This window comes from Streptomyces sp. NPDC033165 (assembly GCF_055577965.1).
The window spans coordinates 82,654-97,854 of record NZ_JBVIPK010000020.1; the positions used below are offsets into that span (position 1 = coordinate 82,654).

Sequence of the window (15,201 nt, forward strand, 5' to 3'; positions counted from 1 at the left end):
CTCCGGGACAGAGTCCGTCACCCCTCACGGCCTGGCGCGCGCTCGCAGCGCACCGGCCTCGTGCTCCACGACACGCAGCTTCCGTACGCCTCGCGCCGCTCCCTCATCGCCGCGCGCGCCGTGCTCCCACAGTCGTCACTCACCCTGGAGTCCCGTGATGGACACCCCTCTCTCCACCATCGCCGTCGTCGGCCTCGGCACCATGGGCACCGGCATCGCCGAGGTCCTGGCCCTGGCGGGCCGCGAGGTCATCGGCATCGACATCAGCGAGGCGGCCGCCCGGCAGGCCCTCGCCTCCCTCGAAGCGTCCACCGCACGGGCCGTGGGGCGCGGGCGGATCACCGAGCAGGAGCGGGCCGCCGCGCTCGCCCGGTTCCGTACGTCCGACGACCTGCGGGCCGCCGCCGATGCCGAGCTGGTCATCGAGGTGACGCCGGAGACGTACGAGATCAAGCAGCAGGTGTTCCGGGAGCTGGACGCGATCGTCTCGCCCACCGCGATCCTGGCCACCGGCACCAACGCGCTGTCGGTGACCCGGCTCGCCGCCGAGTCCCGGCATCCCGAGCGCGTCCTCGGGCTGCACTTCTTCAACCCGGCGCCCGCGATGAAGCTGGTCGAGGTGGTCTCCTCGGTGCTGACCGCGCCGCCCGCCGTCGAGGCCGTCACCAGGCTGGCCCGGGAGCTGGGCAAGGAGCCCGTCGCGGTCGGCGACCGGCCCGGGTTCGTCGCGGACGGGCTGCTGTTCGGCTACCTCAACCAGGCCGCCGCGATGTACGAGGCGAACTACGCCTCCCGTGAGGACATCGACGCGGCGATGAAGCTGGGCTGCGGGCTGCCGATGGGCCCGCTCGCCCTGCTGGACCTGATCGGCATCGACACCGCCCGCACCGTCCTGGAGGCCATGTACGCCGCCTCCCACGACCGGCTGCACGCCCCGGCCCCCGTCCTCGGCCAGCTCAGCGAGGCGGGCCTGACCGGGCGCAAGGCGGGGCGCGGCTTCTACACGTACGACGCCCCGGGCGGGCAGACCGCGGTGCCCGACGCCCTGACCCCCTCGGCGGAGTCGGCCGCCGGAGCCGGGCGCGCGGTGGCCTCCGTCGGCGTCGCAGGCTCCGGAACGATGGCCTCCGGGATCGCGGAGGTGTTCGCCAAGGCCGGGTACACCGTGGTCCTGGCGGCCCGCGGCCAGGAGAAGGCGGACCTCGCCAAGGGCCGGATCGCCAAGTCGCTGGAGCGATCGGTGTCCAAGGGGCGGCTGACCGCCGAGGCCCGGGACGAGACGCTGGGCCGGATCACGGCGGCCGGTTCGCTGGACGCGTTCGCCGAGGTCGACCTCGCGGTGGAGGCGGTCGCGGAGGACCTGGAGATCAAGCAGCAGCTGTTCGCCACGCTGGACAAGGTCTGCCGGCCCGGCGCGGTGCTCGCCACCACCACCTCCTCGCTGCCGGTCATCGCCATCGCCCGGGCGACCGCGCGGCCCGCGGACGTCGTCGGGATGCACTTCTTCAACCCGGCGCCCGCGATGAAGCTGGTCGAGGTGGTCCGCACGGTCCTGACCGCCGACGATGTGCACGCCACGGTCCGTGCGGTGTGCACGAAGATCCGCAAGCACCCGGTGGACTGCGGGGACCGGGCCGGGTTCATCGTGAACGCGCTGCTGTTCCCGTACCTCAACAACGCGATCAAGATGGTCGAGGAGCACTACGCCTCGCTGGACGACATCGACGCCGCGATGAAGCTGGGCGGCGGGTACCCGATGGGCCCGTTCGAACTGCTCGACGTGGTCGGCCTGGATGTCTCGCTGGCCATCGAGAAGGTGCTGCACAAGGAGTTCCGCGACCCGGGCCTGGCCCCGGCGCCGCTGCTGGAGCACCTGGTCGCCGCGGGCTGCCTCGGCCGCAAGACGGGGCGCGGCTTCCGCGAATATGCCCGTCGCTGACCCGGGAGCCGGGTGGGGCGGGCTGCTGGGACCCTCCGGCGGCCCGCCCCCGAAGGCGCGCTCTCCTGCACCGATGCGTTACGTTCATGCCATGTCCCAGCCCGCCAGGCCACCCCGTGCCACCGCAGCGTCCGACGCCCCGGAGACCACCACCGCGGGAACCCGCGCCGCCGCCCAACGGCTGAAGATGCGCCGCGAGCTGGCCGCCGCCGCGATGGAGCTCTTCGCCACGAAGGGCTACGAGGCGACCACCGTCGACGAGATCGCGGGCGCCGCGGGCGTCGCCCGGCGGACCTTCTTCCGGCACTTCCGCTCCAAGGAAGAGGCGATCTTCCCGGACCACGACGACACCCTCGTCAGGGCCGAGGCCGTCCTCCATGCCGCCCCCGCGCACGAGCATCCGCTCGACACCGTCTGCCGCGGCATCAAGGAAGTCATGAAGATGTACGCGGCCAAGCCCGCCGTCTCCGTGGCCCGTTACAAACTGACCCGCGAGGTGCCGACCCTCCGGGAGGCCGAGATCGCTTCGGTGGCCCGCTACGAACGGCTGTTCACCCGCTATCTCCTGGGCCACTTCGACGAGCGCGACCACCATGTGGGCAACGACGACCCGTTGCTGGCGGAGGTCGCCGCGTCCGCCGTGGTCACCGCGCACAACCACGTGCTGCGCCGCTGGCTGCGGGCGGGCGGCCAGGGCGATGTGGAGGCCCAGCTCGACCGGGCCTTCGCCATCGTGCGCGACACCTTCGGCACGGGCATCGGCGCGGGCCGGACGGCACAGGCCGATCCCGAGCGCGCCCCGGCCGCGACGGTCGCCGAGCAGGGCGAGGTGCTGGTCGCGGTGGCCCGCACCGACGCCCCGCTGGACGAGGTCATGCGCACGATCCAGCAGGCGCTCCAGGACCGCTGAGGGCGCGCGGGCGGAGCCGTAAACCGTTCGCGAGGGCCACGGCCCCGTGATGGGGTTCCGGCCATGCGAACCGACGCAGTACGCGCCCTGTACGACCGCACGATGCGCGAGCACGCGCGACCCGACGGCCCCGGCGTCCGGGTTGAGCGCGATGGGCCCCTGGTGCGCCAGGTGGGCGGCCGGAGCGACTGGAACGGGGTCGTCTGGTCGTCCCCGGACCTGGACGGCGAAGGGGCCGACGCGGCGATCGCGGCCCAGATCCGGCACTGCGCGGCGCTCGGCCTCCCGGAGTTCGAGTGGAAGCTGTACGCGCACGACCGGCCGGCCGATCTGGGTGACCGGCTGCGGGCGGCCGGGTTCGTGCCGGAGCCGCCGGAGACCCTGCTGGTGGCCCCGGCCGGGCCGCTCACCGGGGCGGTCGCCCTGCCCGAGGGCGTCACGCTGCGCCGTGTGAGCGACGCGGCGGGGGCGGAGCTGATGGCACGGGCCCATGAGCGGGCGTTCGGCACGGACGGCACCCGCCTCCTGCACCAGGTCGTGAAGCGGCTGGAATCGGCCCCCGACGACTTCGTGGCGCTCGTCGTCACGGCCGGCGGGGAGCCGGTCAGCTCGGCCCGTATGGAGCTGTATCCGGGGACGGGCTTCGCGGGGCTCTGGGGCGGCGGGACGGTCGCCGCCTGGCGGGGCAGGGGCGTCTACCGGGCGCTGGTCGCCCACCGGGCGCGGATCGCCGCCGAGCGCGGCTACCGCTACCTCCAGGTCGACGCGAGCGACATGTCGGCCCCGATCCTGGTCCGGCTCGGCTTCAGGGAGCTGGGGGCGACGACGCCGTATGTGTACCGACCCGGCCGGTAACCGCCCGCCAGCAGGACAGAACGTCTCATAGCGCCCATCGTGTTGCTCATGCGTGCCTACGAGATGACAAGTGAGAGAAATTGTTGGCACTGGGTGCCTTGTCAGGTGTCACGGAGTGCCATACGTTGAAGGTGTCCGGGCGGCCGGCGTGCTGAGAACTCACACGTACGCCGGCTGTCCCCGCAACCACCGTGCTGCGCGCCCGGACGCCTGCGTCACAGGCACCCTTCTGCTCCACCGAGCAAAGCCGAGCTCCACCCCGCCGAACCGACGGCAAACACCTCCACACCACACCGCACCCCTGCCAGCAGGGCCCCTCAAGCGTTCCCTCGACGCCGCATCACCGGAGGCAACACCGTGAAGGAAATCCTGGACGCGATCCAATCCCAGGACAGCAGCGCCGCGGACTTCGCGGCCCTGTCCCTCCCCGAGTCCTACCGCGCGATCACCGTGCACAAGGACGAGGCGGAGATGTTCGCGGGGCTCGAATCCCGTGACAAGGACCCCCGCAAGTCGCTCCACCTCGACGAGGTCCCGGTCCCCGAACTCGGCCCCGGCGAGGCCCTCGTCGCCGTGATGGCCAGTTCGGTGAACTACAACTCCGTCTGGACCTCGATCTTCGAGCCGGTGTCGACGTTCAGCTTCCTGGAGCGGTACGGAAGGCTCAGCGAGCTCACCAAGCGCCACGACCTGCCGTACCACGTCATCGGCTCCGACCTGGCGGGCGTCGTCCTGCGCACCGGCCCCGGCGTGAACGCCTGGAACCCGGGCGACGAGGTCGTCGCGCACTGCCTCTCCGTCGAACTGGAGTCCTCCGACGGGCACAACGACACGATGCTCGACCCCGAGCAGCGCATCTGGGGCTTCGAGACGAACTTCGGCGGGCTGGCGGAGATCGCGCTCGTCAAGTCCAACCAGCTGATGCCCAAGCCCCAGCACCTCAGCTGGGAGGAGGCCGCGGCCCCGGGCCTGGTCAACTCCACCGCCTACCGCCAGCTCGTCTCGCGCAACGGCGCGGGGATGAAGCAGGGCGACAACGTGCTGATCTGGGGCGCGAGCGGCGGACTCGGCTCCTACGCCACCCAGTTCGCGCTGGCCGGCGGCGCCAACCCGATCTGTGTCGTCTCCAGCCCGGAGAAGGCCGACATCTGCCGGGCGATGGGCGCCGAGGCGGTCATCGACCGCAACGCCGAGGGCTACAGGTTCTGGAAGGACGAGCGCACCCAGGACCCGAAGGAGTGGAAGCGCTTCGGCAAGCGCATCCGCGAGTTCACCGGCGGTGAGGACATCGACATCGTCTTCGAGCACCCGGGCCGCGAGACCTTCGGCGCCTCGGTCTACGTCACCCGCAAGGGCGGCACGATCACGACCTGCGCCTCCACCTCGGGCTACATGCACGAGTACGACAACCGCTACCTGTGGATGTCCCTCAAGCGGATCATCGGCTCCCACTTCGCCAACTACCGCGAGGCCTGGGAGGCCAACCGCCTCATCGCCAAGGGCAAGATCCACCCGACGCTCTCCAAGGTCTACTCCCTGGCGGACACCGGCCAGGCCGCCCACGACGTCCACCGCAACGTCCACCAGGGCAAGGTCGGCGTCCTGGCACTGGCCCCGCGCGAGGGCCTGGGCGTGCGCAACCAGGAAATGCGCGAGCAGCACATCGACGCCATCAACCGCTTCCGCAACGTCTGAGGTTCTCCGATGAACGAACGTCAGAAGGACCGGCCCTGGCTCATGCGGACGTACGCCGGTCACTCGACCGCCGAGGCGTCCAACGAGCTGTACCGCCGCAACCTCGCCAAGGGGCAGACGGGTCTCTCGGTCGCCTTCGATCTGCCCACGCAGACCGGATACGACCCGGACCACATTCTCGCCCGCGGCGAGGTGGGCCGTGTCGGTGTGCCCGTCTCACACCTCGGTGACATGCGCCGGCTGTTCCAGGACATCCCCCTGGAGCAGATGAACACCTCGATGACGATCAACGCGACCGCCATGTGGCTGCTGGCGCTCTACCAGGTGGTCGCGGAGGAGCAGGGGGCCGACCCCGCCAAGCTCCAGGGGACCACGCAGAACGACATCGTGAAGGAGTACCTCTCGCGCGGGACGCACGTCTTCCCGCCGGTGCCCTCACTGCGGCTGACCACCGACATGATCACGTACACGGTCAACCGCATCCCCAAGTGGAACCCGATCAACATCTGCAGCTACCACCTCCAGGAGGCGGGGGCGACCCCGGTCCAGGAGATCGCGTACGCCATGTCGACCGCCATCGCGGTGCTCGACGCGGTCCGCGACTCGGGCCAGGTCCCGGAGGAGAAGTTCGGTGATGTGGTCGCCCGGATCTCGTTCTTCGTGAACGCGGGCGTCCGCTTCATCGAGGAGATGTGCAAGATGCGCGCCTTCGGCCGCATCTGGGACCGCGTCACGCGCGAGCGGTACGGCATCACCAACGCCAAGCAGCGCCGTTTCCGCTACGGCGTCCAGGTCAACTCCCTCGGCCTGACCGAGGCGCAGCCGGAGAACAACGTCCAGCGCATCGTCCTGGAGATGCTGGCCGTCACCCTCTCCAAGGACGCCCGCGCCCGTGCGGTGCAGCTCCCCGCCTGGAACGAGGCGCTGGGGCTGCCGCGCCCCTGGGACCAGCAGTGGTCGCTCCGTATCCAGCAGGTGCTGGCCCACGAGAGCGATCTGCTGGAGTACGAGGACATCTTCGCCGGATCGCACGTCATCGAGGCCAAGGTGGACGCCCTGGTCGAGGAGTCGATGGCGGAGATCGACCGCATCCAGCAGATGGGCGGCGCGATGGCGGCCGTCGAGTCCGGCTACCTCAAGTCCGAGCTGGTCTCCTCGCACGCGGCGCGGCGGGCCCGGATCGAGGGCGGCGAGGAGAAGATCGTCGGCGTCAACATCTACGAGACGACCGAGCCCAACCCGCTCACCTCCGACCTCGACGGCGCGATCATGACGGTCGACCCCGAGAACGAGGCCCGGGTCGTCGCCGCCCTGCACGAGTGGCGGGACAACCGCGACGAGGCCCGGGCGACGGAGGCGCTGGCCGCGCTGAAGAAGGCCGCCGCGGGCACCCGGAACATGATGGAGGCCACCGTCGAATGCGCTCGCGCGGGCGTCACCACCGGCGAGTGGTCCTGGGCGCTGCGTGACGTCTTCGGCGAGTTCCGCGCGCCGACCGGGGTCTCCTCGGCCCCGGTGGCGATCGCCGCCGAGCCGGGCAGCACGCTCGCCCTGGTCCGCGAGAAGGTCACTCGTACCGCCGCCGACCTGGGCGTGGGGCGGCTGCGCCTGCTGGTCGGCAAGCCGGGTCTGGACGGGCACTCCAACGGCGCGGAGCAGATCGCCGTACGGGCCAGGGACGCCGGGTTCGAGGTGGTTTACCAGGGCATCCGGCTCACCCCCGAGCAGATCACCGACGCGGCGCTCGCCGAGGACGTGCACTGCGTGGGGCTCTCCATCCTGTCCGGCTCGCACGCGGAGCTGGTGCCCGACGTGCTGAACCGGCTGCGCGAGGCCGGGGCCCCGGACATTCCGGTGATCGCGGGCGGCATCATCCCGCCGGCGGACGCCGCCGCACTCATCGAAGCCGGTGTGGCCGCCGTCTTCACCCCGAAGGACTTCGGCATCACGGAGATCATCGGCCGTATCGTCGACGAGATCCGGAAAGCGAACAAGCTCGACCCTCTGGAGGTCCCCGCATGACCACGCCCACCACCCCCGTGAACCGGCTGCGCCCCCGGCGCTCGTGTCTGGCCGTGCCGGGCTCGAACCCGCGCTTCCTGGAGAAGGCCCAGGGCCTCCCGGCCGACCAGGTCTTCCTGGACCTGGAGGACGCCTGCGCGCCGCTCGCCAAGGAGGGCGCCCGCCACACGATCGTGGACGCGCTGAACAACGGTGACTGGAGCGGCAAGACCCGGGTCGTGCGGGTCAACGACTGGACGACGCACTGGACCTACCGGGACGTCATCACGGTCGTCGAGGGCGCGGGTCCCAACCTCGACTGCATCATGCTGCCGAAGGTCCAGGACGCGCAGCAGGTCGTGGCGCTGGACCTGCTGCTGACCCAGATCGAGAAGACGATGGGCTTCGAGGTCGGGAGGATCGGCATCGAGGCGCAGATCGAGAACGCCAAGGGCCTGGTGAACATCGACGACATCGCCGCCGCCTCGCCCCGCTTGGAGACCCTGATCTTCGGCCCGGCGGACTTCATGGCGTCGATCAACATGAAGACCCTGGTCGTCGGCCAGCAGCCGCCCGGCTACCCGGCGGACGCCTACCACTACATCCTGATGCGCATCCTGATGGCGGCCCGTACGCACGATCTCCAGGCGATCGACGGCCCGTTCCTCCAGATCCGTGACGTGGACGCCTACCGCGAGGTCGCGGGCCGCGCGGCCGCTCTCGGCTTCGACGGCAAGTGGGTGCTGCACCCGGGCCAGGTCGACGCGGCCAACGAGGTGTTCTCGCCCTCGCAGGAGGACTACGACCACGCCGAGCTGATTCTCGACGCGTATGACTGGTGCACCTCCGAGGCGGGCGGAAAGAAGGGTTCGGCGATGCTCGGCGACGAGATGATCGACGAGGCCAGCCGCAAGATGGCCCTGGTCATCGCGGGCAAGGGCCGGGCCGCCGGAATGCAGCGCACCTCCAAGTTCGAAGCCCCGGAGGCCTGATCATGCAGTTCGGACGCACTTACGAGGAGTTCGAGGTCGGCGCGGTCTACAAGCACTGGCCCGGAAAGACGGTCACGGAGTACGACGACCACCTCTTCTGCCTGCTGACCATGAACCACCACCCGCTGCACATGGACAGCAACTACGCGGAGAAGACGACCGACTTCGGGAAGAACGTCGTCGTCGGCAACTACATCTACTCGCTGCTGCTCGGCATGTCGGTGCCGGACGTCTCCGGGAAGGCCATCGCCAATCTGGAGGTCGAATCGCTGAAGCACATCGCGCCGACCTTCCACGGCGACACGATCTACGGCGAGACGACCGTGCTGGACAAGACGCCGTCGAAGTCCAAGAGCGATCGCGGGATCGTGTACGTCGAGACCAGGGGCTACAAGCAGGACGGCACCGTGGTCTGCGTGTTCCGCCGCAAGGTGATGGTCCCCACCGAGACGTACATCAAGGAGCGCGGCGGCGAGCAGCCGGGCCGCCCGACGCCCGCCAAGTAACCGGCCACGGACAAGCAGTCGGCCAACCAACCGCGTGAAGCCTTGAAGCCATCCGCGTGAAGCCACAGGAGAAGCAGCCATGACGCGACTCGCCCAGACCGCCGGTCTGAACGACATCCAGCGGGAAATCCTCGCCACGGTCCGGGATTTCGTCGACAAGGAGATCATTCCGGTCGCGACCCAGCTGGAGCACCGCGACGAGTACCCCACGGAGATCGTGGAGGGTCTCAAGGAACTCGGCCTGTTCGGGCTGATGATCCCCGAGGAGTACGGGGGTCTGGGTGAGTCGCTGCTCACCTACGCGCTGTGCGTGGAGGAGATCGCGCGCGGCTGGATGAGCGTGTCGGGCATCATCAACACGCATTTCATCGTGGCCTACATGCTCAAGCAGCACGGCACCCAGGAACAGAAGGACACGTTCCTGCCGCGGATGGCGCTCGGCGAGGTGCGGGGCGCGTTCTCGATGTCCGAGCCGGCGCTCGGCTCGGACGTCTCGGCGATCTCGTCGAAGGGCGTGAAGGACGGCGAGGAGTACGTTCTCAACGGCCAGAAGATGTGGCTGACGAACGGCGGAACGTCGACTCTGGTGGCTGTTCTCTGCCGAAGTGACGAAGGCCACCCCGAGGGCACCGCGCCGCACAAGTCGATGACGACCTTCCTGGTGGAGAAGGAGCCCGGGTTCGGAGAGGTCCGGCCCGGCCTGACCATCCCCGGGAAGATCGACAAGATGGGTTACAAGGGCGTCGACACGACCGAGCTCATCATGGACGACCTGCGCATTCCGGCCAATCGTGTGCTCGGAGGCACGACCGGCCGAGGGTTTTACCAAATGATGGACGGCGTCGAGGTCGGCCGGGTGAATGTCGCAGCCCGTGGTTGCGGTGTCGCTCAACGTGCGTTCGAACTGGGCGTTTCGTACGCCCAGCAGCGCCACACCTTCGGCAAACCGATCGCCCAGCACCAGGCGATCCAGTTCAAACTGGCCGAAATGGCCACCAAGGTCGAAGCCGCCCATGCGATGATGGTGAACGCGGCACGCAAAAAGGACTCCGGGGAACGAAACGACCTGGAGGCAGGGATGGCGAAGTACCTCGCCTCCGAGTACTGCAAGGAAGTCGTCGAGGACGCCTTCCGTATCCACGGCGGTTACGGCTTCTCCAAGGAGTACGAGATCGAGCGCCTCTACCGCGAGGCGCCGATGCTGCTGATCGGTGAAGGTACCGCCGAGATCCAGAAAATGATCATTGGCCGGCGCCTCCTGGAGGAGTACCGATTCCAGGGCTGATTGTCCCTTTCGAGGTGATTTGGTGGCGAAGAACATCACACCGAGTCATCCTCGGCGGGTGCTTTTCAGCAGTCCGACTCGGCTGCTGGCTTGCCCAGTTGCGCCCGGCAACCGATAGCATCGCCGGAAAGCCGCCGTCCCCCGTTGCCAGCGCGGCATCATCCGCTACGAAGGTCATCCATGCCCGACAGCCCTACCTCTGCACCCCGCGGCGGGGTCCGCATCGCCCGCGGAGCATCGCCCTGGCTCCTGCCGACCGTCGCCACCGCAGCCCTCAGCCTGGCCCGCGCCCGCAAGTCGGGTCGCTGGGCGGCCGTGGCCGTGCCCACCACCGCGCTCGCGGCGGGCATGCTGTGGTTCTTCCGTGACCCCGAGCGCGAGATCACTGACGGCCGGGTCATCTCCCCGGCCGACGGTGTGGTGCAGAGCATCATGCCGTGGAAGGACGGGCGCACCCGCGTCGCGATCTTCATGAGCCCCCTCAACGTCCACGTCAACCGCGCGCCGCTGGCGGGCACCGTGACGTCGGTCGAGCACATCCCGGGCGGGTTCGTTCCGGCGTTCAACAAGGAGAGCGAGAACAACGAGCGCGTTGTCTGGCACTTCGACACCGAGCTCGGCGACATCGAGATGGTGCAGATCGCGGGAGCGGTCGCCCGTCGGATCGTGCCGTACCTCCCCGAGGGCACGAAGGTCGAGCAGGGCGAGCGCATCGGCCTGATCCGCTTCGGCTCGCGCGTGGACATCTACCTCCCGGAGGGTGTCGATGTCGCGGTCGAGGTCGGCCAGGCCACCACCGCGGGGGTGACTCGAATTGACCGTGATTGATCCGGATACCAAGGCCGGCTGGGTTCCTGAGGCCGACGAGGCGAGAGACGCCGACAGCGCGGAGGACATGCCGCTGTCGATGCGGCTGTCGATAGCGGACACGCTCACGCTCGGTAATGCGACGTGCGGGTTCATGGCGGTGTACTTCACCACCACGGGCATTCTGATCCCCCACCTCACGGGCAGCGACGAGACGGGCATGGCCAGGCACTCCGCCGCCACGGCGGTGATCCTCATGCTGATGGCCGCGATCTTCGACCTGTTCGACGGACTCGTGGCGCGCAAGCTGCGCTCCTCGCCGATGGGCGCCGAGCTGGACAACCTCTCGGACCTCATCAGCTTCGGACTCGCGCCGGCCTACTTCGTGCTCGTGTACGGGATGGTCGCGGACGACGCCCACCAGCGGGTGTCGGCGCTGGCGGCGATCGTGGTGCTCCTGGCGGTGGTGCTCAGGCTGGCCAGATTCTCCTGCGTGACCTTGAAGGACGGCATGTTCCAGGGCATGCCGAGCCCCTTCGGAGCGCTCACGGTCATCTCGATCGTGCTCCTGGAGCTGCCCTTCGTACCGACGCTGCTGGCGATCATCGGTGTGGCATGGCTGATGGTGAGCCGGGTGGAGTACCCCAAGCCGCGGGGCGTCCTCGCGGTGGCGATGCTCAGCTGGATCGTGGCCGCGATGGGCCTGCTCGCCGCCTGGGCGTTCGACGCGCCCGGCGGTCAGCTGCTGCTCCAGACGGGCTGCGCGCTCCAGGTGGTGCTCGGCGCGGTGATCCCGCTGTTCGCCACGGCGCGACGGGTGAACACGTTCCGTGACAACCGGCGCGAGGCGCGGGCGGCACAACTGCCGTAGCGGCGGATACGTACGACAGGCCCTCGGGGCCCGGATGCTCCCCGGCATCCGGGCCCTTCGTGCGTATACCACCGCGGGCCGGGGCTCCGCCAGAGGCGAAGCCCTCGCCATGGCTGGGATGTTCCGGCAGGGGACTGAGTACGAGGTTCCCGCCACCTCGGCCCACCGGGCTTCTAGAATCGCCTCGCAGCCGACGCCCGGCCCCTTCCGGCCAGGCGCGGACCGGGGACCGGGGGGTCCGATGATGAAGCCGGCACTATGCGGGACGCGGGTGGTCGCGGTCGCGGCGGCGGGGGTGCTGCTGGCCGGATGCGGCGGTTCCGCGAAGGACGGCGGGGACGGGCCGAAGCCGAGCCGGTCGGCCGGGCAGCAGACGGGGGCGTCCGGAAAGCCGGACCCGAAGGACCCCGAGGAGTCGAAGCAGCCGGGGGCACTGCCCAGTGCGTACGACTTCACCCCGAACCCCGCGCGCGTACCGAAGAACGCGGCGCGGGCCCGCGAGCTGACGCGCAACGCCGCGCTCGGCGAGATGGACTGGGCGGCCGGGATGGTGCGGCACTCCCCGTACGAGAGCGGCGGCACCTGGCCGGTGCTGGCGGACTCCTGTGTCTGGAGCCGCACCCCGCTGCCCTCCGGTGTGCTGGACAGCTTCACCCGGCGGCTCGACGTCCCGGCCCGGGGCGGCAAGGGACGGGTCCAGGGGGCGGTGACCGTGACCGTGCACCGGACGGTGGCGGGTGCCGACCAGGAGATCAAGGACACCGTCCAGGAGAGCTTCCGCTGCCCGCAGCAGGAGCTGGGCGGCGGACAGCGCCTGAGCGGTCTGATGTCCCTCCAGTTCGACCAGAAGGACGTCCGCAACGCGGACGCCTCGCTGTTCGAGGCGGGCAAGTACACCGGGCCGGACTCGGGCGGGACGCAGGACTACGTATGGACCAAGTCCCGGATCGGCCCGGTCACGACGGCCGTCTCGGTCAAGGGCGCGAAGGGCTACACCAGCACCGAACTGCTGCGGATCGCCGCCGAGGGCGGTGCCAAGGTCCTCTACCGCGTCGAGCTGGAACTGAAGTGACCGCACCGCACGTCGCCCACCGGACCCCGCTTCCCGGTCCGGCCTGATCCCCACGAAAGGCCCTGACCGCTGATGGAACCGCTCCGTTCCACCGACCCGGCGCGGATCGCCGGCTACCGCATCCTCGGCCGGCTCGGCGCCGGGGGCATGGGCGTGGTGCTGCTGGGCCGGTCGCCCGGTGGCGCGCTGGTGGCGATCAAGCTGATCCGGGCGGAGTACGCCGACGACGCCGGGTTCCGCACCCGCTTCCGGCGCGAGGTGGCGATCGCCAGGCAGGTCCGCAACCGGTGGGCGGTGCCGGTGGTCGACGCCGACACCGAGGCGACCGCGCCCTGGCTGGCCACCGAGTTCGTGCCGGGGCCCGCCCTGAGCGAGGCGGTCGGGAGCGGCGGGCCGTTGCCGGAGCGCAGTACGCGGGCGCTCGGCTCTATGCTGGCGGAGGCGCTGGAGGCCGTCCACGGGGCGGGGCTCGTGCACCGGGACGTGAAGCCCGGGAACGTGCTGCTGGGTCTGGACGGCCCCCGGCTGATCGACTTCGGGATCGCGCGGGCCCTGGACGACACGGTCCTCACGGCGACGGACGCGATCGTCGGCTCCCCGGGCTTCCTCTCGCCCGAGCAGGCGCAGGGACGGCGGATCGGCCCGGCGAGCGACGTCTTCTCACTGGGCTGTGTCCTGGTGTACGCGGCCACCGGCGGCCGGCCGTTCGGCAGCGGCCCGGTGGAGGCGATGCTCTTCCGTACCGTGCACGACACCGCGGAGCTGGGCGCGCTGCCGCCGGGGCTGCTCCCGGTCGTCGAGGCGTGCCTGGCCAAGGGGCCCGAGGGACGCCCGACGGCCGGTGACGTCCGGCGGGCCTTCGCCGAGGACGTATCGGTCGGCGGCTGGCTGCCCGGACCGGTGACGCATCTGATCGCCGAGCGGTCCGCCCGGATGCTGGCGCTGCCCGACATCGAGGCGACCAGCCTGGACGCGGGATCTTCCGGCGGCCCCGGCACCGCCCCGGGCACCGGCTCCGGCGACACGTCCGCCGTACCGGCCTCCCCCGGCCGGCGGCGCTTCCTCGCCTACGTCACCGGCGGCGCGGCCCTCGCGGCGGCGGGCGGCACCACCGCGTGGCTGGTCTCCTCCCGTGACGACAAGGCCCCCGGCGGCGAGGACGAGGGGCGCGGGACCACCCCCCGCCCGGAACTGCGCATCGGGCTCCAGGCCGACCTCAGCGGCCCGTCGGCGGCCGTCGGCAAGGGCCAGGAACGGGCGGCGCGGCTCGCCGTGGAGGAGCACAACGCGCGGAAGGACGCGCCGTTCACGCTGCGGCTGACCACGGTCGACGACCGGGGCGACGAGGAGCGGGCGACGGCGGCGGTGCGCAGGTTCGCCGAGGACCCGCTGCTGGTGGCGGCCCTCGGAGCGACCGGCACGGACGCGGCCCGGGAGGCGCTGGTCGCGTACGACGAGGCGGCGCTGCCGCTGCTCAGCGTGGTCGACGGGGACATCCGGCATCTGAACCGGACCTTCCTGTGCGCCCGTCCGCGCAACGACATGCAGATGCTGCCGGTGGCCCAGTTCCTGGGGGCGTACGAGATCGACAAGGTCGCGCTGGTGGACGACGGGACCGAGTACGGCCGGCAGACCACCCGTTACCTCGACGCCGGGCTGCGCGGCAACGGCCGCACGGTGCTCGCGGAGACCGTACGGGAGGGCACCCGCGATCTGGACGCCGAGGCGGAGCGGATCGCCGCGAAGCGGCCGGGGGCGGTGGTGTACGGCGGCGGGTGGCGGGACGCGGCCCGGTTCGCGAAGGCTCTGGTCAGGGCCGGGTTCCTGGGGCCGAGGATCGGCACCCAGGCCGTGCACGACGCCCGCTTCCTGGCGGAGGCGGGCGAGGCCGCGTCGAGCTGGCTGGTGGTCTCGACGGCCGCCGACCCCGCCTCCGTGCCCTCGGTGCACGCGTTCGCCGCCGCCTACCGCGAGCGCTTCGGCGCGGCGCCGCCGCTGCTGGCCGCGGAGGCGTACGACGCGGTGGGGCTGATCGCCGCCTGTGCGGAGGGGCTGGGCCGGGAGAAGCTGAGCCGCCAGGACCTGCTGCCCGCGCTGCGGGTGACCTCGTACAAGGGCGTCTCCAAGAGCTACGCCTTCGAGTCCGCCAACGGGATGTACACCGGGACCGGGGTCTTCATCTACCGCGTGGAGCGGGGGCGTTTCCGGTACATCGGGATGGACGGCACCGAGGTCTGAGCGCGGCAGCGACGGGCCGGCCCGGTGAGG

General features: G+C 70.6%; 12 protein-coding genes. All 12 read left to right on the top strand.

The window, feature by feature from the left end:
* Positions 1-157: 157 nt before the first annotated feature.
* The 12 genes from ACZ5WC_RS31225 to ACZ5WC_RS31280 all read left to right on the top strand — a co-directional run bounded on the left by ACZ5WC_RS31225 (position 158) and on the right by ACZ5WC_RS31280 (position 15,171).
* Entirely contained in the window at positions 158-1,939 is a 1,782-nt protein-coding gene (locus ACZ5WC_RS31225) for a 3-hydroxyacyl-CoA dehydrogenase family protein (RefSeq protein WP_468543994.1), read from the top strand.
* A gap of 91 nt (positions 1,940-2,030) precedes the next feature.
* Entirely contained in the window at positions 2,031-2,849 is an 819-nt protein-coding gene (locus ACZ5WC_RS31230) for a TetR family transcriptional regulator (protein WP_468543967.1), read from the top strand.
* Between the two features lie 63 nt (positions 2,850-2,912).
* Positions 2,913-3,704 carry a GNAT family N-acetyltransferase gene (locus ACZ5WC_RS31235; RefSeq protein WP_468543968.1) on the top strand — a complete coding sequence of 264 codons (792 nt, stop codon included), beginning with the start codon at positions 2,913-2,915 and terminating at the stop codon, positions 3,702-3,704.
* 357 nt (positions 3,705-4,061) lie between these two features.
* On the top strand, positions 4,062-5,399 hold the full coding sequence (gene ccrA / locus ACZ5WC_RS31240) for a crotonyl-CoA carboxylase/reductase (RefSeq protein WP_468543969.1): 1,338 nt from the start codon (positions 4,062-4,064) through the stop codon (positions 5,397-5,399).
* 9 nt (positions 5,400-5,408) lie between these two features.
* A complete protein-coding gene (locus ACZ5WC_RS31245) occupies positions 5,409-7,421 on the top strand; it encodes a protein meaA (protein ID WP_096628320.1) in 2,013 nt (670 codons plus the stop codon).
* Positions 7,418-8,392 (top strand): HpcH/HpaI aldolase/citrate lyase family protein, encoded by a 975-nt coding sequence (locus tag ACZ5WC_RS31250; protein ID WP_468543970.1) that lies wholly within the window; start codon positions 7,418-7,420, stop codon positions 8,390-8,392. Before ACZ5WC_RS31245 ends, ACZ5WC_RS31250 begins: the two co-directional genes overlap by 4 nt.
* Positions 8,393-8,394: 2 nt before the next feature.
* Positions 8,395-8,898, top strand: a complete 504-nt coding sequence (locus ACZ5WC_RS31255) for a MaoC family dehydratase (protein ID WP_468543971.1) — start codon at positions 8,395-8,397, stop codon at positions 8,896-8,898.
* A 79-nt stretch (positions 8,899-8,977) separates the two neighbouring features.
* Positions 8,978-10,183, top strand: coding sequence for an acyl-CoA dehydrogenase family protein (locus ACZ5WC_RS31260; protein WP_318196608.1), 1,206 nt, complete (start codon positions 8,978-8,980; stop codon positions 10,181-10,183).
* Between the two features lie 180 nt (positions 10,184-10,363).
* The gene (locus ACZ5WC_RS31265; protein WP_468543972.1) at positions 10,364-11,011 is read left to right on the top strand and encodes a phosphatidylserine decarboxylase; all 648 of its coding nucleotides are present in this window, start codon (positions 10,364-10,366) and stop codon (positions 11,009-11,011) included.
* Positions 10,998-11,861: a CDP-diacylglycerol--serine O-phosphatidyltransferase gene (pssA, locus tag ACZ5WC_RS31270; protein ID WP_468543973.1), complete on the top strand. Its 864-nt coding sequence runs from the start codon at positions 10,998-11,000 to the stop codon at positions 11,859-11,861. Before ACZ5WC_RS31265 ends, pssA begins: the two co-directional genes overlap by 14 nt.
* 244 nt (positions 11,862-12,105) lie before the next feature.
* Positions 12,106-12,933, top strand: coding sequence for a hypothetical protein (locus ACZ5WC_RS31275; RefSeq protein WP_468543995.1), 828 nt, complete (start codon positions 12,106-12,108; stop codon positions 12,931-12,933).
* A 72-nt stretch (positions 12,934-13,005) separates the two neighbouring features.
* On the top strand, positions 13,006-15,171 hold the full coding sequence (locus tag ACZ5WC_RS31280) for a bifunctional serine/threonine-protein kinase/ABC transporter substrate-binding protein (protein WP_468543974.1): 2,166 nt from the start codon (positions 13,006-13,008) through the stop codon (positions 15,169-15,171).
* Positions 15,172-15,201: the final 30 nt, after the last annotated feature.